Source organism: Ramlibacter montanisoli (assembly GCF_013087525.1).
Classification (GTDB): domain Bacteria; phylum Pseudomonadota; class Gammaproteobacteria; order Burkholderiales; family Burkholderiaceae_C; genus Ramlibacter; species Ramlibacter montanisoli.
In genome coordinates this window covers 3625734-3650414 of the sequence record NZ_JABFCS010000001.1, presented here as the reverse complement: position 1 = coordinate 3650414, position 24681 = coordinate 3625734, and the positions used below count along the sequence as shown (strand labels likewise).

Here is a 24681-nt window from a genome sequence, read left to right as displayed (position 1 = left end):
CCTACACTTGGGCCATGGCGAAGGACAAGACGGTTTACACCTGCACCGAGTGCGGCGGCAGCACGCCCAAGTGGCAGGGCAAGTGCCCGAACTGCGGCGCATGGAACACGCTGATCGAAGGCGTGGCGGAGCCTTCGGCGCCCACGCGCAACCGCTTCGCCTCGCTCGCGCCGCCTTCGGAAGTGGCCGTGCTGGCGGACATCGAGGCGGCCGAAGTTCCGCGCACGCCCACCGGGATCGACGAACTCGATCGCGTGCTGGGCGGAGGCATCGTCGAAGGCGGGGTGATCCTGATCGGAGGCGACCCCGGCATCGGCAAGTCGACGCTGCTGCTGCAGGCGCTCGACGGCCTGCAGCGCGGCGGCGTTCCCACGCTCTACGTCACCGGCGAGGAAAGCGGCGCGCAGGTGGCGCTGCGCTCGCGCCGGCTCGGCCTGGACAATTCGCAGGTGAAGGTGCTGGCGGAGATCCAGCTGGAGAAGATCCAGGCGACGATCGCCGCGCAGCAGCCGGCGGTGGCGGTGATCGACTCGATCCAGACCGTCTACTCCGACCAGCTCACCTCGGCGCCGGGTTCGGTCGCGCAGGTGCGCGAGTGCGCCGCGCATCTCACGCGCGCCGCCAAGTCGGGCGGCACCACCATCGTGCTGGTCGGCCACGTCACCAAGGAGGGCGCGCTGGCCGGGCCGCGCGTGCTGGAACACATGGTGGACACGGTGCTGTATTTCGAGGGCGACACCCACTCCAGCTTCCGCCTGGTGCGCGCGATCAAGAACCGCTTCGGCGCGGTCAACGAGATCGGCGTGTTCGCGATGACCGAGAAGGGCCTCAAGGGCGTAGCCAACCCGAGCGCGATCTTCCTGTCGCAGCACAGCGAACCGGTGCCGGGCAGCTGCGTGCTGGTGACGCTGGAGGGCACGCGGCCCCTGCTGGTGGAGATCCAGGCGCTGGTGGACAGCGGCGGGCCCAGCCCGCGCCGGCTCTCCGTCGGCCTCGACCGCGACCGGCTGGCCATGCTGCTGGCCGTGCTGCACCGCCATGCGGGCGTGGCCTGCATGGACCAGGACGTGTTCGTCAATGCGGTGGGCGGCGTGCGCATCAGCGAACCGGCCGCGGACCTGGCCGTGATGCTGGCCATCGCTTCCTCGCTGCGCGGCCGCGCCCTGCCCAAGGGCTTCCTCGCCTTCGGCGAAGTCGGCCTGGCCGGCGAGGTGCGGCCGGCGCCGCGCGGGCAGGAACGGCTGCGGGAAGCGGCCAAGCTCGGCTTCTCGGTCGCCATCGTGCCGAAAGCGAACGCGCCCAGGGGCGGCAAGGCCAGCGCCCGCGAATTCGAAGGCCTCACCATCCATCCGGTGGAGCGCATCGAGGAGGCGCTGGAAGTGGTGCGCGGCCTGGCCTGAGCGATCCCCGACAATCACGCCCCATGAATTTCCAGAAGATCGTGTTGCCCATCCTGGGCGTGGCGGTCGTCGCCATCGCTTGGCGCGCCTATGGCTGGCCGGGCGTCGCATTGGCCGCCGGCGGCATCGTGATGTGGATGCTGCTGCACTTCACCCGCATGATGAAGGTGCTGCAGCGCGCGGCCAACCGGCCGGTGGGCTGGTGCGACAGCGCCGTGATGCTCAATGCCAAGCTGCGCCCCGGCGTCAACCTGCTGCACGTGGTGGCCATGACAAGGGCGCTCGGCGAGCAGCTGAGCCCCAAGGACGAACAGCCGGAGGTGTACCGCTGGACCGACGGCTCCGCCTCCCACGTCACCTGCGAATTCGCCCAGGGCAAGCTGGTGAAGTGGACGCTGTTCCGGCCGCCGGCGCCCGCGGAAGGGGCCGCCGCCCCCGGGCCGTAAAATGGCGGGTTCCGCGAATCCCACCCCTAAGGACACCCCCATGAGCGTAGTACCTTCGATGGCCGACCGTGACGGCAAGATCTGGATGGACGGGGAGCTGGTCGACTGGCGCGACGCCAAGATCCACGTGCTCACCCACACGCTGCACTACGGCTGCGGCGCCTTCGAGGGTGTCCGTGCCTACAACACCGTCAACGGCACCGCGATCTTCCGCCTGCAGGAACACACCGACCGCCTGTTCAACAGCGCCAAGATCCTGCGCATGGCGATCCCCTTCTCCAAGGAGCAGGTGAGCGAGGCGCAGAAGCAGGTGGTGAAGGCCAACAAGCTCGAGTCCTGCTACATCCGGCCGCTCACCTGGATCGGTTCGCAGAAGCTGGGCGTCAGCCCCAAGGGCAACCAGATCCACATGATGGTGGCGGCCTGGGCCTGGGGCGCCTACCTGGGCGAGGAAGGGCTGCAGCGCGGCATCCGCGTCAAGACCTCCAGCTACACGCGCCACCACGTGAACATCACGATGACGCAGGCCAAGGCGGTCAGCAACTACAGCAACTCCATCCTCGCCAACATGGAAGCGCTGGACGACGGCTACGACGAGGCGCTGCTGCTGGACAGCTCCGGCTTCGTGTCGGAAGGCGCGGGCGAGAACGTGTTCGTGATCAAGGACGGCGTGGTCTACACGCCCGACCTCTCGGCCGGCGCCCTGAACGGTATCACGCGCAACACCGTCATGCACATCTGCAAGGACCTCGGCATCGAGCTGGTGCAGAAGCGCATCACGCGCGACGAGGTCTACATCGCCGACGAGGCCTTCTTCACCGGCACCGCCGCCGAAGTGACGCCCATCCGCGAGCTGGACCGCGTGCAGATCGGCATCGGCCGCCGCGGCCCGGTCACCGAGAAGATCCAGAACGCCTTCTTCGACATCGTCAACGGACGCAACCCGAAGTACGCCCACTGGCTCACGCGCGTCTGACATCCATGAGCACTCCGACGAGAAAAGAAACGGTCATCGAGCTGGTCGCCAAGGACCTCAATGCCAACGGCGGCATCTTCTGCCCCAGTGCCAAGGCCGACATGAAGCTGTGGAACGGGCACCCGCGCGTGTACCTGGACATCGCGCAGACCGGCGCGGCGAAGTGCCCCTACTGCGGCACGGTGTACAAGCTGCGTGAAGGCGAGCACGTCGGCGGCCACCACTGAAGCCTTGAGCCGCTCCCTCGTCATCGCGCCGCAATGGATCGGTGACGCGGTCATGACCGAGCCGCTGCTGCGCCGCCTGCGCGCGCGCGGCGAGCGGCTCACCGTCGGGGCGCTGCCCTGGGTGGCGCCCGTGTACCGCGCGATGCCGCAGGTGGACGAGGTCATCGAGTTCCCCTTCCGCCACGGCGGCCTGCAATTCAAGGCCCGGCGCACGCTGGGCAAGGAACTGCAGGGGCGCTTCGACACCGCCTACGTCCTGCCCAATTCGCTCAAGAGCGCGCTGCTGCCTTTCCTGGCCAGCATCCCGCGCCGCGTCGGCTACCTCGGCGAGGCGCGCGTGGGCCTGCTCACGCACCGCCTGAAGAATCCCGGGGACAAGCCGCCGATGGTGGCCTTCTATTCCGCGCTGAGCGGCGAGTCCGGGCTGGAGCAGGACCGGCCGCAGCTCACGCTGCCGCCGGCGCAGGTGGACGAGGTGCTGCGCGCGCAGGGTCTCGCTCGCGGCGCCTACGTGGTGATGGCGCCGGGCGCGGAGTTCGGGCCGGCCAAGCGCTGGCCGCATTTCGGCGGGCTCGCGGCGCTGCTCGATCGCCCGGTGGTGCTGCTCGGATCGGCCAAGGAGGCCGGACTGTGCGAGGAGATCCGCGCGCAGGCCCCGGAGCGCTGCCGCAACCTCGCGGGCCAGACCTCGCTGCTGGAGGCCTTCGCGCTGATCGCCGGTGCGGGCCACGTGGTGAGCAACGACTCGGGCCTGATGCACGTGGCCGCCGCCTTCGGCGTGCCGCAGGTCGCGCTGTTCGGCTCGTCGAGTCCGCTGCACACGCCGCCCCTGAGCGAGCGCGCGCAGGTGGTGTGGCTGAAGCAGGATCCGCTGTACATGCCGCCGCTGGATTGCGCGCCTTGCTTCCAGCGGGAATGTCCGCTGGGTCATTTCCGGTGCCTGAAGGATGTGAGCCCGCAACGAGTGAAGGCGCTCCTGTAGGCTGGCGGTGAGCGCCAGCGAACCCCAGCGCTGGGGTTCACTCCGTTCACCACCAGCCTACGAACCCAGGATCGCCCGCGCGTCGGCCGTCATCCGGTTGATCAACTCCTCCGCCCCCGGCAGGTCGCGCACCAGCGCCACCGCCTCGCCGATGGTCGCGTGCGCCTTGCTGAAATCGCCCGCCTTCACCGCCGCCTCGTACTCCGCGCGCGCTTCGTCCGGCGCTTGGCGCAGCGCTTCCACGTGGTCCTCCCAGCGCCGGTGCAGGTCGTTGCGGATCGCGCGGAAGTCGTAGGGCACCGGCCAGTTCTTGCGGCGCAGGATGTCGAACACGGCGCTGCGGGCCGTGCCGTCGCCGTCGCATTGCAGCGCCTGCTGCTTGGCGCCTTCGGGCGCGAGGCTTTCGCGCGTGGCCCACAGGCGCGAGCCGACCAGCGCGCCGTCGGCGCCGAGCACGCGCGCGGCCGCCAGCGTGCGGCCATCGGCAATGCCCCCGCCGCGAGCAGCAGCGTGTGCGGCGAATGCGCCGCCAGGTAGTCCGCCAGTTCCGGCACGAAAGTGATGGTGGCGCGGCTGTTGAGCCCGTTCATGCCGTGACCGCCCGCTTCGCCACCCTGCGCCACCAGCACCGCCGCACCGGCTTCCAGCGCCTGCGGCACCTGCGCCATGCGCTGCACCTGGCACACCAGCACCGCGCCGCTGGCGGCGATCCTTCGTGCATAGGGACGCGGATCGCCGAAGGACAGCATCACGGCGCGCGGCTTCTGCTCCAGCACCCAGTCCAGCGCCGAGGGATCCTCGTCCAGCTTCCAGGTGATGAAGCCGCAGCCGATGCGCTCGCGCGGGCCGCGCTCCAGCGCCAGCCGGTACTCGCGCTGGGTCAGGCGAGGTCGCCGTAGCCGCCGCCGACCAGCCCCAGCGCGCCGGCGCGGGCACAGGCCGCGGTGAGCGCACCGCCGCTGGCGAGTGCCATGGGTGCGAGGCAGATGGGAGAGTCCAACCCGAACAGGCGGGAGAAGCGCGAATCGGCGAGCGAGGTGTCCATGCGCACATTCTCCCGGGACATGCACCGCACTCGCAATGCGGGCATGATGCGCGCCCATGGCCAGCGACATCACCATCTTCCACAACCCGGACTGCGGCACCTCGCGCAACGTGCTGGCGCTCATCCGCCATGCCGGCCTCGAGCCCGAAGTGATCGAATACCTGAAGACGCCTCCCACCAAGGCACGCCTGCGCGAACTGCTGGCCGCCATGGACATGCCCGTGCGTGCGATCCTGCGCGAGAAGGGCACGCCCTATGCGGAGCTGGACCTGGCCAACGCGAAGTGGAGCGACGAGCAGCTGCTGGACTTCATCGTCCTGCACCCGATCCTCATGAACCGCCCGATCGTGGTGACCCCGCTGGGCACCAAGCTCTGCAGGCCTTCGGAAGAAGTGCTGGAGATCCTGCCGGTGGGGCCGTTGCCGCCCTTCACCAAGTCCGACGGCGAGCAGGTGGTCGACCACGGCCACCGGCGGCGGACCCGCTGAACCCCAAAAAAACAGCCACCTTGCGGTGGCTGTATCAAGTCCTTGGAAGGACGTCGTTGGGAGACTTGAATTCCTGGATTCGGTATGTCCGGCGATGCGTGACAGTGGATGAAGTGTTGTCCAGCCTGGGGACCGCGTCCATCCTCCTTTCGGGGAGGGCGACCGGGGCGGCCGCAAGGCCTGGGTCAGGAATTCATCTTCGTGACTTTCCCCAGCGATAGCGAGTACACGCAGAGTTTATTACTACAGGTTACGTTTGCTCACACGGAAGGCAGATGACGAAGCAGGCCCCGCCACCGGGGTTGGCCTCGCAGTACGCCCTGCCATGGTGCCTCTGGACGATGGAGCGGACCAGCGCCAGCCCCAGCCCGACCCGCCCTCCCGCTCGCTCGCCCCGCGCAGCCGGTAGAAGGGCTCGAAGATCCGCTCGCGTTCCGACTCCGGCACCCCGGGGCCCTGGTCGCAGACACGGACCACCGCCCACTGCTCGCGCCGGTCGACCCGCACCGAGACCGGCCCGTTGCTGTAGCGACGGGCGTTTTCCAGCAGGTTGCGGATCGCCCGGCGCAGCAGTTTGGCGACCCCCTGTACGACCAAAGTCTGCTGCGAGCCCGCCGCTTCCAGCTCCGCGCCGGCGCGCGCGCTTTCCTCGGCGGCCAGCCCCGTCAGGTCCACCGTTTCGATGGTGCCCAAGTCGGTCTCGCGGGAATCGAGCCGGCTGGCCAGCAGGATCTCGTCGATCAGCTGGTCCAACTCGGCAATGTTGCGGGTGATCTCGTCGCGGGTGCGCGGCGAGGGCTCCGGGTCCATCAGCTCCAGGCCCATGCGGATGCGCGCCAGCGGCGAGCGCAGCTCGTGCGAGGCATTGGCCAGCAGGGACTTGTTGGCCTTGAGCAGGCTTTCCACCCGCTCCGCCGCGTGGTTGAAGCGGCGCGCCAGGAAAGCGACCTCGTCGCTGCCTTTCTCGGCCACGCGCACGCTCAGGTCGCCTTCGCCCCAGCGCTCGACGCCGCGCCGCAGGTCCTCCAGCCGGGTCGTCAGGCGCCGGACGATGGGATAGCTGCCCAGCGCCACCGCCACCGCCACGATGCCCAGCATCCAGAGGAAGGCCTGCGAGCTGCGCGGCACCCAGGGCCGGAAGTTGTCACCCGGGCCGCGCGCGCGCGGCGGCAGCTGCACCGTGATGGTGCTGCCATCCTTCATGGCCACGTCGAACTCGACGCCCTGGCCGGGCACCCGGTTGGGGCGCACCCGGCTCTGGCCGATGATCTCGTCCTTCTCGTTGCGCACGACGATCTCGCGCATCGGCTGCTGTTCGGTGTTCAGCCGCCAGAGCCAGCCGAAGGCGACCGTGAGCAGGCCCACCGCGACGATCACGGCGATCCAGATGCGAAGGTAGAGCGGGAAGCGCCAGCTCGCGTTCCAGGCGGTCATCCGGCAGCAGTCTTTGCGTTCAGTCCTGCTGCTTGGCGAACACGTAGCCCACGCCGCGCACCGTGAGGATGCGCTTCGGGTTCTTGGCGTCGGCTTCGATGGCGGCGCGGATGCGGCCCATGTGCACGTCGATCGAGCGGTCGAAGGCTTCCAGCTCGCGGCCGCGCACCGCTTCCATGATCTGGTCGCGCGTCAGCACCCGGCCGGCCCGCTCCGCCAGCACGACCAGCAGGTCGAACTGGTAGGAGGTCAGTTCCGCGGCCTTGCCCGCCACGTTGACGGTGCGGGCGTCGCGGTCGATCTCGAGCGAGCCGAAGCGCATGGTCTTGGCCGGCGGCGGCGTGCCGTCGCTGCGGCGGCGCAGGATGGCGCGGATGCGCGCCAGCAGCTCGCGCGGCTCGAAGGGCTTGGGCAGGTAGTCGTCGGCGCCGAGCTCCAGGCCGACGATGCGGTCCATGGGGTCGCCCTTGGCCGTGAGCATCAGCACCGGCACCTTGCCGGTTTCGCCGGGCAGGGCGCGCACGCGCCGGCAGACTTCGAGGCCGTCGATGTCCGGCAGCATCAGGTCGAGCACCACCAGGTCGGGCGTGGAGCCGGACGGAGGCTCCTCCAGCAGGTGCAAGCCCGCCTTCGCGTCGGGGGCGTGGACCACGCCGAAGCCGGAACGTTCGAGGTACTCGCCCACCATCTGCGCGAGGCGGGTGTCGTCTTCGATCATCAGGAGTTGCTGCTGCATTGCGTGATGTTACTGTTGAGGCCACCACCGTGGGACCTTTGTAAAGCATGGTCGGGCGTGCGCATCGCGGTGGGACGAAGGACCCGTAAAGTTAGGTAAATGGACCTCTCCAAGCCCCATCCGGCCACCCTGGCCGAGGTCTGGCCCATCCATGCCGCAGGCGCGCCGGCGCTGCAGTTCGACGGAAGCTGGCGCAGCTACGGGCGATCTGCGACAGGCGGCGGACCGCGCCGCCGCAGTCGCCTGGCATGCCTGGGGCGTGCGTCCCGGGGACCGGGTGGCCTGGCTGGGCGCCAACCATCCGGCCCAGGTCACGCTGCTGTTCGGGCTGGCGCGCATAGGCGCGGTGCTGCTGCCCCTGAACTTCCGGCTGGCCTTCGCCGAGTGGCAGCGGCTGGTCGCCGACTGCACGCCTGCCCACCTGGTGCACGACGCCGACTGGGCCCAGGCCGCGCAGGATCTCGGGCAGGCCAGCGGCCTTGCGGTGCATCCGCTGGCGGCATTGGAGCGGGCCGACCTGCCGCCTGCGCCCGACCATGCCAGCCCGGACGCGCCCGCCTTGCTGGTCTACACCTCGGGCACCAGCGGCGGGCCCAAGGCGGCGGTGCACACCCAGGCCAACCTGCTGGCCAACATGCGGATCGCCGCCGAGGTGCAGGAGATGGGCGCCGGCGACACCGTCCTCACGGTGCTGCCCATGTTCCACGTCGGCGGCCTGTGCATCCAGACCTTGCCGGCGCTGCACGCCGGCGCGCGCGTGATCCTGCATCCGCGCTTCCATGCCGGGGAGGCGCTGGCCTGCATCGCGGCCGAGCGGCCGACGCTCACGCTGCAGGTGCCCGCCACCATGAAGGCGCTGCTGGAGCACCCGCAATGGGCGGCCAGCGACCTGTCGGGCCTGCGCGCGGTGTGGGCCGGCTCCAGCCTGCTGCCGGCCCCGTTGGTGGAGGCCTTCCATGCGCGCGGCGTGCCGGTGTGCAACGTCTACGGCGCGACCGAGACCGGGCCCTTCTCGATCGCCTTGCCGCCGCAGCACGCCATGGACCACGTCGGCTCCTGCGGCTGGCCGGCGCCCGGCGTGGAGGCGAAGCCGGGGTCGCCGCACGGCGATGCCGCCGAGCTGCTGCTGCGCGGACCGAACATCGTGCAGCGCTACTGGCCCGACCTGCCGGCCTGCGATGCCGACGGCTGGTTCGCCACCGGCGACCTCGCGCAGCAGGCGGGCGACGGCAGCTGGCGGATCGTGGGCCGCGCCAAGGACCTGATCATCTCGGGCGGAGAGAACATCCACCCGGCGGAAATCGAGCACGCACTGGCCCTGCACCCCGCCGTCGCCGAGTGCGCCGCCTTCGCCCTGCCGGATGCGAACTGGGGCGAGCTGGCCGCCGTGGCGGTGGTGCTGGTGGCCGGCGCCTCGGCGAGCGAGGACGACTTGCGCAGCCACCTGCACCAGCGGCTGGCCCGCTTCAAGATCCCGCGCCGCTGGTTCTTCCTGCCGCAGCTGCCCAAGACGGCCTTGGGCAAGGTGCAGCGCGGCGTGCTGGCGCAGCAGGCGGCCGCCTCAATCGTCGTCGGCTAGCACCTTGGGACGCTCGGCCGGCGTGGTCGCCAGGTTGCGCGTGGCCAGCCACACCAGCACCAGCACCGGCACGCCCAGGATCGCGGTGCTGACGAAGAAGTTGCCGTAGCCGAAGGCGTCCACGTACTTGCCGGAGAAGCCGGCGATCCATTTGGGCAGCAGCAGCATCAGCGAGCTGAACAGTGCGTACTGCGTGGCCGAGTACTGGATGTTGGTCAGGCTGGAGAGGTAGGCGACGAAGGCCGCCGAGGCGATGCCGCTGGACAGGTTGTCGGCCGAGACCACGAAGATCAGCATGCGCAGGTCGTGGCCTATGCCCGCCAGCCAGGCGAACAGCAGGTTGCTCGCCGCGCTGAGGACCGCGCCCAGCATCAGCGTGCGCATCACGCCGATGCGCAGCGCCAGCACGCCGCCGAGGAAGGCGCCGACCAGCGTCATGATCACGCCGAACACCTTGCTCACCGCCGCCACTTCGTCCTTGGTGTAGCCCATGTCCACGTAGAAGGGGTTGGCCATGATGCCCATCACCACGTCGCTGATGCGGTAGACGGCGATCAGCGCCAGGATCAGCGCCGCGTGCCAGCCATAGCGCCGGAAGAAATCGGCGAAGGGCTCGACGATCACCACCTCCAGCCAGGCGGCCACCGGCGCCGCGGCGGGCGGGATGTTCACGTGCAGCGGCCGCGCGGCCCCCCAGCGGTAGCGCAGGCCGGCCACGGCCACCACGCCCAGCAGCGCGTAGAGGCCGAACTCGGGCAGGGTCATGTTGCCGAAGGAGGCGCGCACCATCGACATCAGCATCGCGATCAGCACGAAGAACATCAGCGCCTGCGGCCAGACGAAGTTCAGGCCGTCGCGCGCGAAGGTCGCCGCCACCGCCGCGCGCTCGTCGCGGTCGGCCTGCGCGTCGCGCGGCCTGGGCTCGCGCGACAGCAGCACGGTCGCCACGCCCACCAGCATGGACGCGGCCATCACCAGGTAGGCGGTCCGCCAGGCGCCGTGTTCGTACACGTTGGCCGTGAGGGTCTCCGAGCGGGCGGCGATCCACAGCACGCCGGCGCCGGCCCAGATCATGGCCAGCCGGTAGCCGGTCTGGTAGGCCGCGGCCAGCGCGCCCTGCCGCTCGGTGCCGGCGGACTCGATGCGGAAGGCGTCCAGCGCGATGTCCTGGGTGGCCGAGGAAAAGGCGACCATCACCGCGAACCAGACGATGGGGTCGAGCGCCGCCTTGGGATCGACCGTCGCCATGCCGACCAGGCCGGCGATCACCATCACCTGCGACAGCAGCAGCCAGCTGCGCCGCTGCCCGAACCAGCGCGTGAGCAGCGGCAGCCGCAGCCGGTCGACCAGCGGCGCCCAGATCCATTTCACCCCGTAGGCCAGGCCCACCCAGGACAGGAAGCCGATGGTGGTGCGGTCGACGCCCGCCTCGCGCAGGCGGAAACTCAGGGTGCCCAGCACCAGCAGCAGCGGCAATCCGGCGGAGAATCCCAGGAACAGCATCCGCAACGTCGCCGGCTCGGTGTAGACGCGCAGTGTTTCGGCCCACGTGGGCTTCGCAGGTGGTATCTGAGCCGGGATGGCGGTGGGGTCTGACATGTTGTCCTTGGTTCTTCCTTATTATTTCCCCATGTGCCAACTCTGTGCTGCCAAGTCCCCGTGGATGGGCCGGAGGGCTTTCCTGCTCGCCGGCGCCGCCACCGCCGCTGGTTCCGCCTTGGGCCAGGTCAACGTGGGCGAGAACTCGCGGCTGCGCAGCCTCGTGCCCGCCACCGAGCTCGAGCAGGCTGCCGCCCAGCAGTACGGCGAGCTGCTGCAGGAAGCCCGCGCCAAGCGCGCGCTGGCGCCTGAAAGCCATCCCCAGTACCAGCGGCTGCGCGCCATCTCCTCGCGCCTGATCGCCGACGCGCCGCGCTGGAACGAGCGCGCCCGGGCCTGGCGCTGGGAGGTCAACCTGATCGGCAGCCAGTCGATCAACGCCTTCTGCATGCCGGGCGGAAAGATCGCGGTGTTCACCGGCCTGATCGACAAGCTGCAGCTGAGCGACGACGAGCTCGCGATGGTGGTCGGGCACGAGATGGCCCACGCCCTGCGCGAACACGCGCGCGAACGCATCGCCAAGAGCCAGGGCACCGGTGCATTGTTGTCGCTGGGCGCGCAGCTGTTCGGGCTGGGGCAGCTGGGCGACGTCGCCGCCAACATCGGCACGCAGCTGCTGACGCTGAAGTTCAGCCGCGACGACGAAATCGAGGCCGACCTGGTCGGGCTGGAGCTCGGCGCCCGCGCCGGCTTCAACCCGCGCGCCTCCGTGACGCTGTGGGAAAAGATGGCGCAGGCCAACGGCGGCAGCGGCAGCGGCAGCTTCCTGTCCACCCACCCCTCGGGCGTGGACCGCACGCGGCGGCTGCAGGAAAACATCCCGCGCGTGGAAGGCCTCTACCGGCAGGCGATCGCGCGCCGGTGAACGCGCGGGCTCAGGTGCCCCCGACGTAGGGGTTGCTGCGGCGCTCGCGCCCGAACGTGCTCTCCGGGCCGTGGCCGGGGATGAACACGGTCTCGTCCCCCATCGGCCACAGCTTCTTCGTGATGCTGGCGACCAGGGTCGCGTGGTCGCCCTGCGGGAAATCGGTGCGCCCAATGCTGCCGGCGAACAGCACGTCGCCGACGAAGGCGCGCTGCATGTCCGGCGAATGGAACACCACGTGGCCCGGCGTGTGCCCCGGGCAGTGGCGCACGTGCAGCCGGTGGCCGGCCAGTTCCACCGTGTCGCCGTCCTGCAGCCAGCGCGTGGGCGTGAAGGTCTCGGCCGGCGGGAAGCCGAACATCGCCCCTTGCTGCGGCAGGCCGGAGATCCAGAACTGGTCCCCGGATGCGGGCCGATGATCGGCAGGCCCAGGCGCCGGGCCAGTTCCGCGGTGCCGCCGGCGTGGTCGATGTGGGCGTGCGTGAGCCAGATCTGCTCCAGCTTCAGGCCGCGCCGCTCCACTTCGGCCAGGAGGCGGTCGAGGTCGCCGCCCGGGTCGATCACGGCCGCCTGCCGGGTCTCGTCGTCGTAGACGACCGAGCAGTTCTGCTGGAACGGCGTGACGGAAATGGTGAAGTAATGCAGCATGGCGGGATCGTATCTGCTGCCGCGGACCTAAGATCCGCGGATGGCCACCCGCGCGACTCCCCGCAAGAAGCCGGCAGACCGTGCGGCGGCGGATCCAGCCGCGCGCGTGCTGCGCCGGTTCCGGCTGGTGTTCAACGCGGTCAAGACCCACTTCCGCGCGGTCGAGACCAAGGCCGGGATCTCCGGCGCCCAGCTCTGGGCGCTGAGCGTGGTGCAGGCCCAGCCGGGCATTGGCGTCGGTGAACTGGCCCGGGCGATGGACATCCACCAGTCGACGGCGAGCAACCTGCTGCGCGTGCTGGTCGACAAGGGGCTGCTGGTCTCGGACCGCGGCGGCGAGGACCGGCGGGCGGTGCAGCTGAAGGCGACGGCGCGCGGGCTGCGCGTGCTGGCCAAGGCACCGGGGCCTTTCAGCGGCGTGCTGCCCGAGGCGCTCGGCCGGCTCGACAAGCGCACGCTGACCCGGCTGGATCGTGACCTGGCCCACCTGATCCGCGAGCTGGGCGCCGCCGACGAGCGCGGCGCGGGGATCCCGCTCGGTTCGGGCGAGGACTAGGGCGGAAGCCATAAAAACCGCCCCGCGGGTGCGGGGCGGAACAAGGGCGACCTGAAATGAAACAGCCGCTCGCACGGCGTGGCCAGTATATGCATTGCCACAAATATTGTCACGCCGGTCGAACTCTGCGGTAGTGGCTTTGTCAGAATGCATGCGCCGAACATGAGGCATCTGGGAGGCCATTGAAGACATTCCGCCTGCAGCTTCGTTTCCTGGTCCCGCTGGTGATCATCCTCACCGGCACGGCCTACCTCGCGCTGCCCCTGATGGACCGGCTCACGCTGCGCTGGTTCGCGCGCGACCTCGACATGCGCGGGGCGCTGGTCGCCACCGCCCTGTCGGATTCGCTGACCGATGTGGAAACCCGCGGCCGCAAGCTGCAGGCGATCTTCGACCGCGCAGTGCAGGATGAGCGCCTGGTGGCGATCGGCTGGTGCGTCGGCGAGCAGGTCGTGCGCCGCACCGCGCGCTTCCCGCAGGACCTCACCTGCACGAACGCCAGGGAGGTGGCCGCCACGCGCGTGGCGAACCTGCACATCGAAGGGGGACGGTCCACGTGAGCTTCCACCCGATCACCGGAGAAGCCGGGCCGGTGGGCGACCTGGTGCTGATGCACGACCTGAGCTTCATCGAGCGGCGCAGCCAGGACACTCGCAAGTACCTGATCATCCTGATCGCCAGCCTGGGCGTGATGATCGCCTTCGTCACCATGATCGTGGCGCAACTGAGCTGGCGCGGCTGGGTGTCGGGCGCGCAGGCGCTGCTGCGCGGCGAAGGCCTGGTGCGTCCCCTGCTGCCGCCTTCGCCCGAACTGGCGCCGCTGGCCGCCGACCTGCGCGAGCGGCTGCGCGACCTGGAGGACGAGGTCCGGCGCGGCCAGCGCTCGCTCGACGGCTGGAACGCGGAGCGCCTGCAGTCCCTGCTGCGCACGCAGCTGCGCGGCGACCAGGTCATCGTGGTGGTGTCCAACCGCGAGCCCTACAGCCACGTGCGCCAGGCCGACGGCAGCATGAAGGTGCTGCGGCCGGCCAGCGGGCTGGTGACGGCGGTGGAGCCGGTGATGCGCGCCTGCTCGGGCACCTGGATCGCGCACGGCAGCGGCAGCGGCGACCGCGAGTCGGTGGACCGGCACGACCGGGTCGCGCTGCCGCCCGGCGAGGACGACTACCTGTTGCGCCGCGTCTGGCTCAGCGAGGAGCAGGAGCAAGGCTACTACTACGGCTTCGCCAACGAGGGGCTCTGGCCGCTGTGCCACGTGGCGCACGTGCGGCCGGTGTTCCGCGAGCAGGACTGGGAGCACTACCGCCAGGTCAACCAGCTGTTCGCCGATGCCGTGGTGGCGGAAGCGCGCAGCGACGATCCCGTGGTGCTGGTGCAGGACTACCACTTCGCGCTGCTGCCGGCAATGGTGCGGCGCAAGCTGCCCAAGGCCACCATCCTCACCTTCTGGCACATCCCCTGGCCCAACCCGGAGTCCTTCGGCATCTGTCCCTGGCGCAGCGAGATCCTGGAGGGCATGCTGGGCAGCACCATCCTGGGCTTCCACACGCGCTACCACTGCAAGAACTTCATCGAGACGGTGGACCGCTACCTGGAGGCGCGCATCGAGCACGAGCACTCCACCATCACCTTCGGCGGCGAGCAGACGCTGGTGGAGAGCTACCCGATCTCGATCGAATGGCCGCTTCCGGAGGAAACGCGGGAGTGGCCAACGCCCGAGCAGTGCCGCGCGGAGCTGTTCGAGCGCCTGGGCATCCCGCAGGGACATCGCGTGGCGGTCGGCGTCGACCGCTTCGACTACACCAAGGGCATCCTGGAGCGGCTCAACGCGGTGGAGCGCATGCTGGAGAAGCATCCCGAGTGGCAGGACCGCTTCACCTTCGTGCAGGTGGCGGCGCCGTCACGCAGCGCGCTCGACGAGTACCGCGCCTTCCAGGAGCGCATCCAGCGCGCCACCGACCGCATCAACGCGCGCTTCGGCCGGCCCGAGGCGCCCGTGGTGCGGCTGCTCGCGCAGCACCACGAACACGACGCGGTGATGCGCCTGTACCGCGCGGCCGATGCCTGCATGGTCACCAGCCTGCACGACGGCATGAACCTGGTGTGCAAGGAATTCGTGGCGGCGCGCGACGACGAGCGCGGCGTCCTGATCCTGAGCCGCTTCGCCGGCGCGGCGCGCGAGATGCCGGAGGCGCTGGTGGTCAATCCCTACCACGTGGAGGAAACGGCCGATGCGCTGCACCAGGCGCTGACCATGCCGCCGGCGGAGCAGCGCGAGCGCATGGCCACGCTGCGCAGCACGGTGCAGGAGTTCAACGTGTACCGCTGGGCCGGGCGTATGCTCACGGATGCCGCGCGGCTGCGCCTGCGGCAGCGCGTGTCGGAGCGGGTGCAGCGCCACAGCGGAGACTAGGAGGGTGAATGTCCAGGGGATGGAAACGTCGCGGCTTCCTGCAGGCCGCGGGAGCCGCCGGCTTCGCCGCGGCGCTCGGCCCGGCCTCCGCGCAGGAGGCCCGCCGCCTGCCCATCCCGCCGCTGCTGGATGCGCGCGCGGCGCGCGGCCCCATCGAACTGGTGGCGCAGGCCGGCCAGTTCGAATTCCTGCCGGGACGCACGAGCCCCACCGCCGGCTACAACGGCGCCTACCTGGGCCCGACGCTGCGCGTGCACGCCGGCGACGACGTGCGCTTCGCCGTCACCAACCGGCTGCAGGAAGACACCACCGTGCACTGGCACGGGCTGCTGGTGCCGTCCGAGGTGGACGGCGGGCCGCACAACACGATCGCGCCCGGCGCGACCTGGCGGCCCACGGTGCCGGTGCGGCAGGCCGCCGCCACCGCCTGGTACCACGCGCATCCGCACGGACGCACGGGCGCGCAGGTGTACTCGGGCCTCGCCGGCCTGCTGCTCGTCACCGATGCGCAGGAACAGGCGCTGGGCCTGCCGGCGCGCTACGGCGTGGACGACCTGCCCATCGTGCTGCAGGACAAGCTGTTCGACCGCGAACAGCGGCTGGTCCGTCCGGTGAACCACATGACGGCGATGCACGGGCTGCACGGCAACGTGCTGCTGGTCAACGGCGCGCCGCAGCCGGTGGCCGAGGTGCCCGCCGGCCTGCTGCGGTTGCGCCTGCTCAACGCCGGCAACGCGCGCCTGTTCGACCTCGCCTTCGACGACGGCCGCAGCTTCCACTGGATCGCTTCCGAAGGCGGGCTGCTGCGCGAGCCGGTGCCGCTCAAGCGCCTGAGCCTGGCGGCCGGCCAGCGCGCCGAGATCCTGGTGGACTTCGCCGACGGCCGCGCGGTGCGATTGCTCGACGTCGGACAGGCGCCGCGCCGCACGCAGCCGGTGATGCAGTTCCTGCCCCAGGGAGCCGGCGCGCCGGGCAGCGCGATCCCGGCGAAGCTCGCGCAATGGGACAGCCGCACCGTGGCCCAGTCCGCGCGCCGCCGCCGCATCGTGCTGGCCTCCGGCGGCATGGGCATGGGCGGCATGGGTGGAGGCATGGGCGGCATGGCGGGCATGGCCTCGCACGGCCTGCACGTGATCGACAGCAAGCCCTTCGACATGGGGCGCATCGACCAGCGCGTGCGCCTGGGCGACGTGGAGATCTGGGAGGTGACCGTGGCCGGCATGGTCATGCTGCATCCCTTCCACATCCACGGGGTGCACTTCGAGGTGCTGCGCCGCGGCGGCCAGGAGCCGGTGGTGGAGGACCAGGGCCGGCGCGACACGGTGATCGTGGACGAGCCGGTGGAGCTGCTGGTGCACTTCACGCAGCGCGCCTCGGAGCAGGCGCCCTTCATGTACCACTGCCACATCCTCGAGCACGAGGACGCCGGCATGATGGGCCAGTTCACCGTCGGCTGATTCAGTCCAGCGGTTCGGAGGGCGGCTTGCCGGCGCGCGCGCGGGCCTCGTTCAGCAGCGCCACCAGCGCGTCGAGTTCCACCGGCTTGGTCAGGTGCGCGTCGAAGCCGGCCGCGCGGGTGCGGCGCTTGTCTTCCTCGTTGCCGAAGCCGGTCATCGCGACCAGGAAGGGGCTGGTGCCGCCTTCCGCGTCGCGCAGCCGGCGGCGCGCCTCGAAGCCGTCCATGCCCGGCATGGCCAGGTCCAGCAGGATGATGTGCGGCTTCATGCGGCGCGCGACGGACACGCCCGATTCGCCGTCGTAGGCGCATTCCACCTGGTTGCCCAGCAGGCGCAGCACGTCGGTGGCGCTGTCCGCCGAGTCGCGGTTGTCGTCGACCACCAGCACGCGCAGGCCGCCGGAGCTGTCCTCGTGCGTTTGCCTGTCCTCGGCGACGCCGGCATGCGCCGCCATGGGCAGGCGCACGGTGAAGGTGCTGCCCTGGCCGAGGCCGGGGCTGGTGGCCTCGATCGAGCCGCCGTGCATCTCGGCGAGCGATCGCGCCAGCGTCAGTCCGATGCCCAGGCCGCTTTCGGAACCCGCCGAAGTGCCCGTGTCGGCCTGCACGAACAGCTGGAAGATGCTGTTCAGGTGCTCCGGCGACAGGCCGCGGCCGTTGTCGCTGACGACCATGTAGACGAAGGAGTCCGCGGCGGCGACGCGCAGCTGGATCCGTCCGCCTTCGGGCGTGTACTTGGCCGCGTTGACGAGCAGGTTCTGCAGCACCTGCGACAGCCGGGTCGCGTCGCCCTGCACGTACACCGGGTCGGGCGGCTGCTCCACGTTCAGGACGTGGCGGCGCGCCGTGACGATCGGGCGGGCGACCTCGACGCTGCGCGCGACGATGTCGCCCATGCGCACCAACTCCTTGCGCAGCTTGATCTTGCCGGTGGTGAGGCGCCCCACGTCCAGCAGGTCGTCGACCAGGCGCGTGACGTGCGTCAGCTGCCGGTCGATCACGTCGCGGCAGTTGCGCAGCACCGGGCTGGCCAGCGTCTCCAGCTGCATGATGGTCACGGCATTGCGGATCGGCGCCAGCGGGTTGCGCAGCTCGTGCGCCAGCATGGCCAGAAACTCGTTCATTCGGCGGCTCGAGCGCTCCAGCTCCTCGAGCCGGCGCCGCTCGCTCATGTCGCGCGTCACCTTGGCGAAGCCGCGCAGGCCGCCGTCGGGGCCGACCACCGCCGTGAGCACCACGTTGGCCCAGAACAGCGTGCCGTCCTTGCGCACCCGCCAGCCCTCGTCCTCGATGCGGCCGTGGGCGCGCGCTTCCGCGAGTTCCCGTTCCGGCTTGCCCGCGGCCTGGTCCTCCGGCGTGTAGAAGCTGCGGAAGTGGCGGCCGATGATTTCCGCCGGCTCGTAGCCCTTGATGGCCTGCGCTCCCGCGTTCCAGCTCTGCACGATGCCCTCGGGGTCCAGCATGAAGATCGCGTAGTCCCGCACGCTGTCCACCAGCAGCCGGACGCGCTCCTCGCTGATGCGCAGTTCTTCCTCGGCGCGCCGGCGCTCGGTCAGGTCGCGCGTGATCTTGGCGAAGCCGGTGAGCTCGCCCATCGGCCCGTACAGCGCCGTGATCACCACGTTGGCCCAGAAGCGCGAGCCGTCCTTGCGCAGGCGCCAGCCCTCGTCCTCGAAGCGGCCGCGCGCCTGGGCCAGGCGCAGTTCCTCCTGCGGCCAGCCGGAGGCCACGGCATCGGGCGGGTAGAAGGTGGAGAAGTGCTTGCCGAGGATTTCCTCGCGGCGCCAGCCCTGAGTTTCTGCGCGCCGCTGTTCCAGGAAACGATGTGCCCCTCCGGATCCAGCAGGAAGATGCCGTAATCCGTGACGGCCTCGATCAGCAGCTGCAGCCGCTGTTCGAGCGAACTTTCGGGACGCGAGGCGCTGGAGGGGTTCATCGCCCCGGGGATTATCCGGACGGGGCCGATCCGGCTGTTGTGCGAGCCGGCAAATGCGGCACCGTCCTACAGCTGGAGCGACAGGCCGCGGTCCGGGAAGGGCCGTCGGCCGCTTTGTAGATGCTACAAAAAGTGAAGTGATCGAAAAGCACTATCCATGCGCGGGCCGGCGGGCCGGCCACAGCACCGAGGCGATCGCCACCACCATCAGCAGCACCGCCGCCCAGTCCTGCCAGTGCACCGCTTCCCCGAGCCAGGCCGCGCCGCTGAACACGCCCAGCACCGGGATCAGCATCACGCTCAGCGTGGAAGCCACCGGTGGCAGGCCGCGCGCCAGGTAGGTCCAGGCGGCGTGCGCGAAGCCGAAGATCAGCACGGCGTTGTACAGGATGGCGCCGGTGGCCGTCGCGTCCGGCAGCGTCCACTGCGGGCGCTCGAACGCGAACGCGAGCACCGCCATCAGCACCGAAGTGAGCACCGTCATCCAGAAGGAAATCGCCAGCGCCGGCGCGGCGATCGTCGAGCGGCGCAGCATCTGCGTGCCCCATGCCCAGAAGGCGGCCGCCACCAGCGCCAGCAGCACGCCGAAGGGCCGTCCCGCCAGGTGCGTGAGCTCGTGCCAGAGCAGCAGCAGCACGCCCAGCGCCGCGGCGCTGACGCCGATCCAGGCCCTCCGGCCCAGGGGAGTGGCGAAGAACAGCGCGCCCAGCACGGCGGAAAAGATCGGCATCGTGTAGCCGAGGATGGCCGCGCGGCCGCTGGTCAGCGTGCGCACCGCCAGGATGATGCACACGTGCCAGACGAACATGTTGGTGGTGGCCAGCCAGAACAGCTCGCGCCACTGCGCGCGCGGAATCCGGAAGGGCACCTTCAGCAGCACCAGCCCCAGGGCCAGCACGGGCAGGCCCAGCCACATGGACAGGGCGCGGAAGGTCAGGGGCGGATAGGCGGTCACGCCCAGCTTCATCACCGGCCAGTTGACGCCCCAGACGAGGGTGAGGACGACGAGGACGGCGAGCTGCTGGCGCGACAGGGCATGCATGGCCCGGGATTGTGGCCGGGCTGCGGAACCTAGAATCCCGGGCATGACTTTCCTCGAGATGCTCCAGGGCGCGCAGCAGCGCAACCGCTCGATGCTGTGCGTGGGGCTCGACCCCGAGCCGGCCCGCTTCCCCGCGGGCCTGAAGGACAACGCGGCGCGCATCTACGAGTTCTGCGCGCGCATCGTCGATGCCACCGGCGACCTGGCGCTCGCCTTCAAGCCGCAGATCGCCTACTTCGCCGCGCACCGTGCCGAGTCCCAGCTGGAAGACCTGATGCGCCACATGCGCGCGAACTTCCCGCACGTTCCGGTGATCCTGGACGCCAAGCGCGGCGACATCGGCTCCACCGCCGAACAGTACGCGCGCGAGGCCTTCGAGCGCTACGGCGCGGACGCCGTCACGCTCTCGCCCTTCATGGGCTTCGATTCGGTGCAGCCCTACCTGAAGCACCCCGGCAAGGGCGCCTTCCTCCTGTGCCGCACCTCCAATCCGGGCGGCGACGACCTGCAGAACCAGCGCCTGGCCTCGGTGGCAGGCCAGCCGCTGCTGTACGAGCACATCGCGCGGCTCGCGCAGGGCCCGTGGAACCTGAACGGGCAGCTGGGGCTGGTGGTGGGAGCGACCTATCCGGCCGAGATCGAGCGCGTGCGGGCGATCGCGCCGACGCTGCCGCTGCTGATCCCCGGCGTGGGCGCGCAGGGCGGCGACGCGGTGGCGACCGTGAAGGCGGGCTGGCGCGGCGACGGGCCCATCGTGGTGAACTCGTCGCGCGCCATCCTCTATGCCTCGAACGGCGCGGACTTCGGCGAAGCCGCGCGCGCCGAGGCGCTGCGCACGCGCGCCGTGCTGGAAGCCGCGCGCGCCGCTGCTTAAGGCACGCGGTGCGAGCGACCGCGCACCAGGCTCACGATCACCAGCAGCAGCACGGCGCCGATCACCGAGGCGATCCAGCCGGCCGGCTCGCCGGTCGTGTACAGGCCCATCGCCTGGCCCAGGTAGCCGGCCAGGAAGGAGCCGGCGATACCCAGCAGGGTGGTGAAGATGATGCCCATGCGGTCGTTGCCCGGCTTCACGGCCCGGGCGATCAGGCCGACGATGAAGCCGACCACGATCATTCCGATGATTTCCATGCTTTGCTCCAAGTTTCCGTTGGGGATGCGCGAATGCTATGGAAGGCGCAAGGCTGTGCTTGTAGGCCCGTTTCGACTTTCGCGCAAATCTAGAGCAGACGCTTGAGGTAGTGCCCGGTGTGGCTTTCCGGATGGGCGGCCACGTCCTCGGGCGTGCCGGCCACCACCACCGTCCCGCCGCCATCACCGCCTTCCGGACCCATGTCGATCACCCAGTCGGCCGTCTTGATGACGTCCAGGTTGTGCTCGATCACGACGATGGTGTTGCCGGCGTCGCGCAGCTGGTGCAGCACCTTCAGCAGCAGGTCGGTGTCGGCGAAGTGCAGGCCGGTGGTCGGTTCGTCCAGGATGTAGAGCGTGCGGCCGGTGTCGCGCTTGGACAGCTCCAGCGCCAGCTTCACCCGCTGCGCCTCGCCGCCCGACAGCGTGGTCGCGGCCTGCCCGAGCTTGATGTACGAGAGGCCCACCTCCATCAGCGTGTGCAGCTTGCGCGCGATCGCGGGCACGGGTTTCAGGAATTCGTAGGCGTCCTCCACCGTCATGTCGAGGATCTGCGCGACGTTGCGGCCCTTCCACTGCACCTCCAGCGTCTCGCGGTTGTAGCGCTGGCCGCGGCAGACGTCGCAGGGCACGTACACGTCGGGCAGGAAGTGCATCTCCACCTTCACCACGCCGTCGCCCTGGCAGGCCTCGCAGCGGCCGCCGGCCACGTTGAAGGAGAAGCGCCCCGCGCCGTAGCCGCGCTCCTTGGCCGTGGCGGTCTCGGCCATCAGCTCGCGGATCGGCGTGAACAGGCCGGTGTAGGTGGCCGGGTTGCTGCGCGGCGTGCGGCCGATCGGCGACTGGTCGACGTTGATCACCTTGTCGAAGTGCTCGATGCCCTCGATCCCCTCGTGCGGCGCCGGCTCCTCGTGCGCGCGGTAGATCTCGCGCGCCACCGCTGCGTAGAGCGTGTCGTTCACCAGCGTCGACTTGCCGGAGCCGGAGACGCCGGTCACGCAGGTGAGCAGGCCCACCGGGATCTCGACGGTGACCTTCTTCAGGTTGTTGCCGCTGGCGCCGGCGATGCGGATCACCTGCGGGTCGAGCTGCTCGCCCAGGCGGTTGCGTTTCGCCGGCACCGGGATCTTGAGCGTGCCCGCCATGTAGCGGCCGGTGAGCGAGGCCTCGCTGGCCATCACTTCCGCCGGCGTGCCCTGCGCGACCACCTCGCCGCCGTGGATGCCGGCGCCCGGGCCCATGTCCACCACGTAGTCGGCCGCGCGGATCATGTCCTCGTCGTGCTCCACCACCAGCACGCTGTTGCCCAGGTCGCGCAGGTGCTGCAGCGTGCCGATCAGGCGGTCGTTGTCGCGCTGGTGCAGGCCGATGCTGGGCTCGTCCAGCACATACATCACGCCGGTCAGGCCGCTGCCGATCTGCGAGGCCAGCCGGATGCGCTGGGCTTCGCCGCCCGACAGCGTTTCGGCGCTGCGGTCCAGGCTCAGGTAGTTCAGGCCCACGTCGTTGAGGAACTTCAGGCGGTTGCCGATCTCGCGCACCACCTTGTCGGCGATGCCGGCCTTGGCGCCCTGCAGCTTGAGCGTCTGGAAGTAGGCATAGCTGTCGCGCAGCGTCATGTGCCCGACCTCGTAGATCGCGCGCGCCTGCTCGCCGTCGCCCAGGCGCACGTGGCGCGCTTCGCTGCGCAGGCGCGTGCCTTCGCAGGCGGGGCAGGGCTGCAGGCTGCGGTAGCGGGCCAGCTCCTCGCGCACGGCCGCCGAATCGGTCTCGCGGTAGCGCCGCTCCATGTTGGGCAGGATGCCCTCGAAGGGGTGCTTCTTGCTCACCTTGCGGCCGGCCGAGGGCCCGGACTCGAGCGCATAGGCGAAGCGGATCTCCTCCTCGCCCGAGCCGTGCAGGATCGCCTTGCGCAGGTGCGGCGCCAGTTCCTGGAAGGGCACGTCCACGCTGAACTTGTAGTGGCGCGCCAGGCTCTCGACCAGGCTGAAGTAATAGGGATTGCGCCGGTCCCAGCCCTTGATCGCGCCGCCGGCCAGCGACAGTTCGGGGAAGGCCACGACGCGCGTCGCGTCGAAGAACTCCATGGTGCCGATGCCGTCGCAGCTGGGACAGGCGCCCACCGGCGAGTTGAAGGAGAACAGGCGCGGTTCCAGCTCGCTGATCGAGTAGTGGCAGATCGGGCACGCGAACTTCGCGTTGAACATGTGCTCCTTGCCCGAGTCCATCTCCACCGCCACCGCGCGGCCCTCGGCCAGCCGCAGCGCCGCCTCGAAGCTCTCGGCCAGCCGCTGCTGCATGTCGCCCCGCACCTTGAGGCGGTCGACCACCACGTCGATGTCGTGCTTCTCGGCCTTCTTCAGCTTGGGCAGCTGGTCGAACTCGAACACCTCGCCGGCCACCCGGAAGCGCACGTAGCCCTGGCCCTGCATCTCGGCAAACAGGTCGGTGAACTCGCCCTTGCGCTCGCGCGCCACCGGCGCCAGCAGCATCAGCCGCGTGTCCTCGGGCAGCGCCAGCACCGCGTCCACCATCTGCGAGACGGTCTGCGACTGCAGCGGGACGTCGTGCTCCGGGCAGTAGGGCGTGCCGGCGCGCGCGAACAGCAGCCGCAGGTAGTCGTGGATCTCGGTGACCGTGCCCACGGTGGAGCGCGGGTTGTGGCTGGTGGCCTTCTGCTCGATCGAGATCGCGGGCGACAGGCCCTCGATCATGTCGACGTCGGGCTTGTCCATCAGCTGCAGGAACTGGCGCGCGTACGCCGACAGGCTTTCGACGTAGCGCCGCTGCCCCTCGGCATAGAGCGTGTCGAACGCGAGCGAGGACTTGCCGGAGCCGGACAGGCCCGTGATCACCACCAGCTGGTAGCGTGGCAGGTCCAGGTCGATGTTCTTCAGGTTGTGCGTGCGCGCCCCGCGGATGCTGATCCGCTGGCCCCTGGCCTCATGGAGGTACTTGCCTTCTGTACTGTCGTTCACTGCTCTCGGCGCACCCGGGTAAACCCGACATGATAGAGCGAGCGGGCAACGCGCGGCCATCCGGGGATCTGGTGCGTTTTTGTATCGGCGCGGAATGGACCGCGCGGGCGGGTCGTTCATGCATCGTCACACCCAAGGAGGACACGATGCGACATCTCATCCGCGCGCTCGCGCTCGCTGCAGTCTGCATGGCCCCGCTGGCGGCCGCCGCCGTCGAACCGCTGGTCCGCTTCGAAGGGGGATCGGTTCGCAGCCGCTGCGCGCGGGCGGCCTCGTCAACGACGTGTTCCTCGTTCCTCCCGGCGGCCGTCCCTGGGTGATCGCCAGCCTCAGTGCCGACATCTCCGTGGACGGGCGGGTGAAGATCGACGGCCGTGGCCTGCTGCTGGGCGGCGGCAACGGGGTCGGCACCACCGGCGGCCAGAGCGTGCGCGCCCGGCTGATCTGCGCGGGCGTGTTCCACGACACGGATCCCGCCAACCCGGTCGCGCTCGCGGCCAACGGCTTTCCGGATCAATGGGTTCCTGAACCCGATCCCGCCGTCGCCCTGCGCCAACCCCGTGCTGCTGATCCTGAGCGCGGGCGGCTCCTGGTTCGCGGCCGGCATCCCCAAGTAGCCAGGGGAGGGGCGGGACGCCGGTCCCGCCCCGGCCGGCTTGCGGGATACGGGAGAATGCGGGGTTTGCCGTGCGCGCTGGCGCGCTTGTTGCTCCCCTTCCCCCGTGACCGCATCCCCACCTGACC

Annotated in this window: 22 protein-coding genes and 3 pseudogenes; 15 read left to right on the top strand and 10 right to left on the bottom strand. The window is 70.1% G+C overall.

Annotated elements, in window-relative coordinates:
• Nucleotides 1-14: 14 nt before the first annotated feature.
• From radA to waaF, 5 genes are read left to right on the top strand one after another with little or no spacing between them, the layout of a single operon-like run.
• The gene (gene radA, locus HK415_RS18085) at nt 15-1400 is read left to right on the top strand and encodes a DNA repair protein RadA (RefSeq protein WP_171561656.1); all 1386 of its coding nucleotides are present in this window, start codon (nt 15-17) and stop codon (nt 1398-1400) included.
• Nucleotides 1401-1423: 23 nt separating this feature from the next.
• On the top strand, nt 1424-1846 hold the full coding sequence (locus HK415_RS18080; RefSeq protein WP_171561654.1) for a glycerate kinase: 423 nt from the start codon (nt 1424-1426) through the stop codon (nt 1844-1846).
• Between the two features lie 40 nt (nt 1847-1886).
• A complete protein-coding gene (locus tag HK415_RS18075; RefSeq protein ID WP_171561652.1) occupies nt 1887-2822 on the top strand; it encodes a branched-chain amino acid transaminase in 936 nt (311 codons plus the stop codon).
• A 5-nt stretch (nt 2823-2827) separates the two neighbouring features.
• Nucleotides 2828-3049, top strand: a complete 222-nt coding sequence (locus HK415_RS18070) for a zinc-finger domain-containing protein (RefSeq protein ID WP_171561649.1) — start codon at nt 2828-2830, stop codon at nt 3047-3049.
• Between the two features lie 4 nt (nt 3050-3053).
• Nucleotides 3054-4031 (top strand): lipopolysaccharide heptosyltransferase II, encoded by a 978-nt coding sequence (waaF, locus tag HK415_RS18065; RefSeq protein ID WP_171561647.1) that lies wholly within the window; start codon nt 3054-3056, stop codon nt 4029-4031.
• Between the two features lie 57 nt (nt 4032-4088).
• On the opposite strand, the gene HK415_RS25470 is transcribed toward waaF, so the two are convergent.
• Nucleotides 4089-4487, bottom strand: a complete 399-nt coding sequence (locus HK415_RS25470; RefSeq protein ID WP_309246743.1) for a nitronate monooxygenase — start codon at nt 4485-4487, stop codon at nt 4089-4091.
• A gap of 137 nt (nt 4488-4624) precedes the next feature.
• Between HK415_RS25470 and HK415_RS25465 the strand changes: the two genes are divergently transcribed.
• Nucleotides 4625-4930 carry a hypothetical protein gene (locus tag HK415_RS25465; protein ID WP_253261944.1) on the top strand — a complete coding sequence of 102 codons (306 nt, stop codon included), beginning with the start codon at nt 4625-4627 and terminating at the stop codon, nt 4928-4930.
• On the opposite strand, the gene HK415_RS25460 is transcribed toward HK415_RS25465, so the two are convergent.
• On the bottom strand, nt 4912-5076 hold the full coding sequence (locus HK415_RS25460; protein WP_253261943.1) for a hypothetical protein: 165 nt from the start codon (nt 5074-5076) through the stop codon (nt 4912-4914). The two genes, HK415_RS25465 and HK415_RS25460, sit on opposite strands and share 19 nt — an antisense overlap.
• A gap of 56 nt (nt 5077-5132) precedes the next feature.
• On the opposite strand from HK415_RS25460, the gene arsC reads away from it, so the two are divergent.
• On the top strand, nt 5133-5564 hold the full coding sequence (gene arsC / locus HK415_RS18055) for an arsenate reductase (glutaredoxin) (protein ID WP_171561644.1): 432 nt from the start codon (nt 5133-5135) through the stop codon (nt 5562-5564).
• Between the two features lie 250 nt (nt 5565-5814).
• Here the strand turns inward: arsC and HK415_RS18050 are convergent.
• Nucleotides 5815-6662 (bottom strand): annotated as a pseudogene (locus HK415_RS18050) (HAMP domain-containing sensor histidine kinase).
• 355 nt (nt 6663-7017) lie between these two features.
• The gene (locus tag HK415_RS18045; protein WP_171561642.1) at nt 7018-7734 is read right to left on the bottom strand and encodes a response regulator; all 717 of its coding nucleotides are present in this window, start codon (nt 7732-7734) and stop codon (nt 7018-7020) included.
• Nucleotides 7735-7885: 151 nt separating this feature from the next.
• Here HK415_RS18045 and HK415_RS18040 point away from each other — a divergent pair, with 151 nt between their 5' ends.
• Nucleotides 7886-9313, top strand: coding sequence for a class I adenylate-forming enzyme family protein (locus HK415_RS18040; RefSeq protein WP_171561640.1), 1428 nt, complete (start codon nt 7886-7888; stop codon nt 9311-9313).
• On the opposite strand, the gene HK415_RS18035 is transcribed toward HK415_RS18040, so the two are convergent.
• Nucleotides 9296-10912, bottom strand: coding sequence for an AmpG family muropeptide MFS transporter (locus HK415_RS18035; RefSeq protein WP_171561637.1), 1617 nt, complete (start codon nt 10910-10912; stop codon nt 9296-9298). The genes HK415_RS18040 and HK415_RS18035 overlap by 18 nt on opposite strands.
• A gap of 31 nt (nt 10913-10943) precedes the next feature.
• Here HK415_RS18035 and HK415_RS18030 point away from each other — a divergent pair, with 31 nt between their 5' ends.
• The gene (locus tag HK415_RS18030) at nt 10944-11777 is read left to right on the top strand and encodes a M48 family metallopeptidase (RefSeq protein WP_171561635.1); all 834 of its coding nucleotides are present in this window, start codon (nt 10944-10946) and stop codon (nt 11775-11777) included.
• A 10-nt stretch (nt 11778-11787) separates the two neighbouring features.
• On the opposite strand, the pseudogene HK415_RS18025 reads toward HK415_RS18030, so the two are convergent.
• Nucleotides 11788-12425, bottom strand: a pseudogene (locus HK415_RS18025) (MBL fold metallo-hydrolase).
• Nucleotides 12426-12465: 40 nt separating this feature from the next.
• On the opposite strand from HK415_RS18025, the gene HK415_RS18020 reads away from it, so the two are divergent.
• From HK415_RS18020 to HK415_RS18010, 4 genes are all read left to right on the top strand, one after another.
• On the top strand, nt 12466-12981 hold the full coding sequence (locus HK415_RS18020) for a MarR family winged helix-turn-helix transcriptional regulator (RefSeq protein ID WP_171561633.1): 516 nt from the start codon (nt 12466-12468) through the stop codon (nt 12979-12981).
• A gap of 182 nt (nt 12982-13163) precedes the next feature.
• Nucleotides 13164-13541, top strand: a complete 378-nt coding sequence (locus HK415_RS26530) for a hypothetical protein (protein ID WP_309246742.1) — start codon at nt 13164-13166, stop codon at nt 13539-13541.
• Nucleotides 13538-15394 (top strand): alpha,alpha-trehalose-phosphate synthase (UDP-forming), encoded by a 1857-nt coding sequence (locus HK415_RS18015; protein ID WP_309246741.1) that lies wholly within the window; start codon nt 13538-13540, stop codon nt 15392-15394. The genes HK415_RS26530 and HK415_RS18015 overlap by 4 nt, the downstream gene beginning before the upstream one ends.
• Before the next feature lie 8 nt (nt 15395-15402).
• On the top strand, nt 15403-16851 hold the full coding sequence (locus HK415_RS18010; RefSeq protein ID WP_171561631.1) for a multicopper oxidase family protein: 1449 nt from the start codon (nt 15403-15405) through the stop codon (nt 16849-16851).
• Between the two features lies 1 nt (nt 16852).
• On the opposite strand, the pseudogene HK415_RS18005 reads toward HK415_RS18010, so the two are convergent.
• Both HK415_RS18005 and HK415_RS18000 read right to left on the bottom strand, forming a co-directional pair.
• Nucleotides 16853-18786: pseudogene (locus tag HK415_RS18005) on the bottom strand (PAS domain-containing hybrid sensor histidine kinase/response regulator).
• Nucleotides 18787-18937: 151 nt separating this feature from the next.
• A complete protein-coding gene (locus tag HK415_RS18000; RefSeq protein WP_171561629.1) occupies nt 18938-19828 on the bottom strand; it encodes a DMT family transporter in 891 nt (296 codons plus the stop codon).
• A gap of 43 nt (nt 19829-19871) precedes the next feature.
• Here HK415_RS18000 and pyrF point away from each other — a divergent pair, with 43 nt between their 5' ends.
• Nucleotides 19872-20702, top strand: a complete 831-nt coding sequence (gene pyrF, locus HK415_RS17995) for an orotidine-5'-phosphate decarboxylase (protein WP_171561627.1) — start codon at nt 19872-19874, stop codon at nt 20700-20702.
• Here the strand turns inward: pyrF and HK415_RS17990 are convergent.
• Both HK415_RS17990 and uvrA read right to left on the bottom strand, forming a co-directional pair.
• Nucleotides 20699-20959 carry a GlsB/YeaQ/YmgE family stress response membrane protein gene (locus HK415_RS17990; RefSeq protein WP_171561624.1) on the bottom strand — a complete coding sequence of 87 codons (261 nt, stop codon included), beginning with the start codon at nt 20957-20959 and terminating at the stop codon, nt 20699-20701. The genes pyrF and HK415_RS17990 overlap by 4 nt on opposite strands.
• 89 nt (nt 20960-21048) lie before the next feature.
• The gene (gene uvrA / locus HK415_RS17985; RefSeq protein ID WP_171561622.1) at nt 21049-23997 is read right to left on the bottom strand and encodes an excinuclease ABC subunit UvrA; all 2949 of its coding nucleotides are present in this window, start codon (nt 23995-23997) and stop codon (nt 21049-21051) included.
• 256 nt (nt 23998-24253) lie between these two features.
• Here uvrA and HK415_RS17980 point away from each other — a divergent pair, with 256 nt between their 5' ends.
• Entirely contained in the window at nt 24254-24679 is a 426-nt protein-coding gene (locus HK415_RS17980; RefSeq protein ID WP_171561620.1) for a hypothetical protein, read from the top strand.
• The last annotated feature ends 2 nt before the right edge of the window (nt 24680-24681 follow it).

Excerpts from the sequence above, each read along its gene's own strand:
- radA (WP_171561656.1), top strand. The coding sequence starts at position 15 with ATGGCGAAGGACAAGACGGTTTACACCTGCACCGAGTGCGGCGGCAGC.
- HK415_RS18080 (WP_171561654.1), top strand. The coding sequence starts at position 1,424 with ATGAATTTCCAGAAGATCGTGTTGCCCATCCTGGGCGTGGCGGTCGTC.
- HK415_RS18075 (WP_171561652.1), top strand. The coding sequence starts at position 1,887 with ATGAGCGTAGTACCTTCGATGGCCGACCGTGACGGCAAGATCTGGATG.
- HK415_RS18070 (WP_171561649.1), top strand. The coding sequence starts at position 2,828 with ATGAGCACTCCGACGAGAAAAGAAACGGTCATCGAGCTGGTCGCCAAG.
- HK415_RS25460 (WP_253261943.1), bottom strand. The coding sequence starts at position 5,076 with ATGGACACCTCGCTCGCCGATTCGCGCTTCTCCCGCCTGTTCGGGTTG.
- arsC (WP_171561644.1), top strand. The coding sequence starts at position 5,133 with ATGGCCAGCGACATCACCATCTTCCACAACCCGGACTGCGGCACCTCG.
- HK415_RS18045 (WP_171561642.1), bottom strand. The coding sequence starts at position 7,734 with ATGCAGCAGCAACTCCTGATGATCGAAGACGACACCCGCCTCGCGCAG.
- HK415_RS18040 (WP_171561640.1), top strand. The coding sequence starts at position 7,886 with ATGCCGCAGGCGCGCCGGCGCTGCAGTTCGACGGAAGCTGGCGCAGCT.
- HK415_RS18035 (WP_171561637.1), bottom strand. The coding sequence starts at position 10,912 with ATGTCAGACCCCACCGCCATCCCGGCTCAGATACCACCTGCGAAGCCC.
- HK415_RS18030 (WP_171561635.1), top strand. The coding sequence starts at position 10,944 with ATGTGCCAACTCTGTGCTGCCAAGTCCCCGTGGATGGGCCGGAGGGCT.
- HK415_RS18020 (WP_171561633.1), top strand. The coding sequence starts at position 12,466 with ATGGCCACCCGCGCGACTCCCCGCAAGAAGCCGGCAGACCGTGCGGCG.
- HK415_RS18010 (WP_171561631.1), top strand. The coding sequence starts at position 15,403 with ATGTCCAGGGGATGGAAACGTCGCGGCTTCCTGCAGGCCGCGGGAGCC.
- HK415_RS18000 (WP_171561629.1), bottom strand. The coding sequence starts at position 19,828 with ATGCATGCCCTGTCGCGCCAGCAGCTCGCCGTCCTCGTCGTCCTCACC.
- pyrF (WP_171561627.1), top strand. The coding sequence starts at position 19,872 with ATGACTTTCCTCGAGATGCTCCAGGGCGCGCAGCAGCGCAACCGCTCG.
- HK415_RS17990 (WP_171561624.1), bottom strand. The coding sequence starts at position 20,959 with ATGGAAATCATCGGAATGATCGTGGTCGGCTTCATCGTCGGCCTGATC.
- uvrA (WP_171561622.1), bottom strand. The coding sequence starts at position 23,997 with ATGGCCGCGCGTTGCCCGCTCGCTCTATCATGTCGGGTTTACCCGGGT.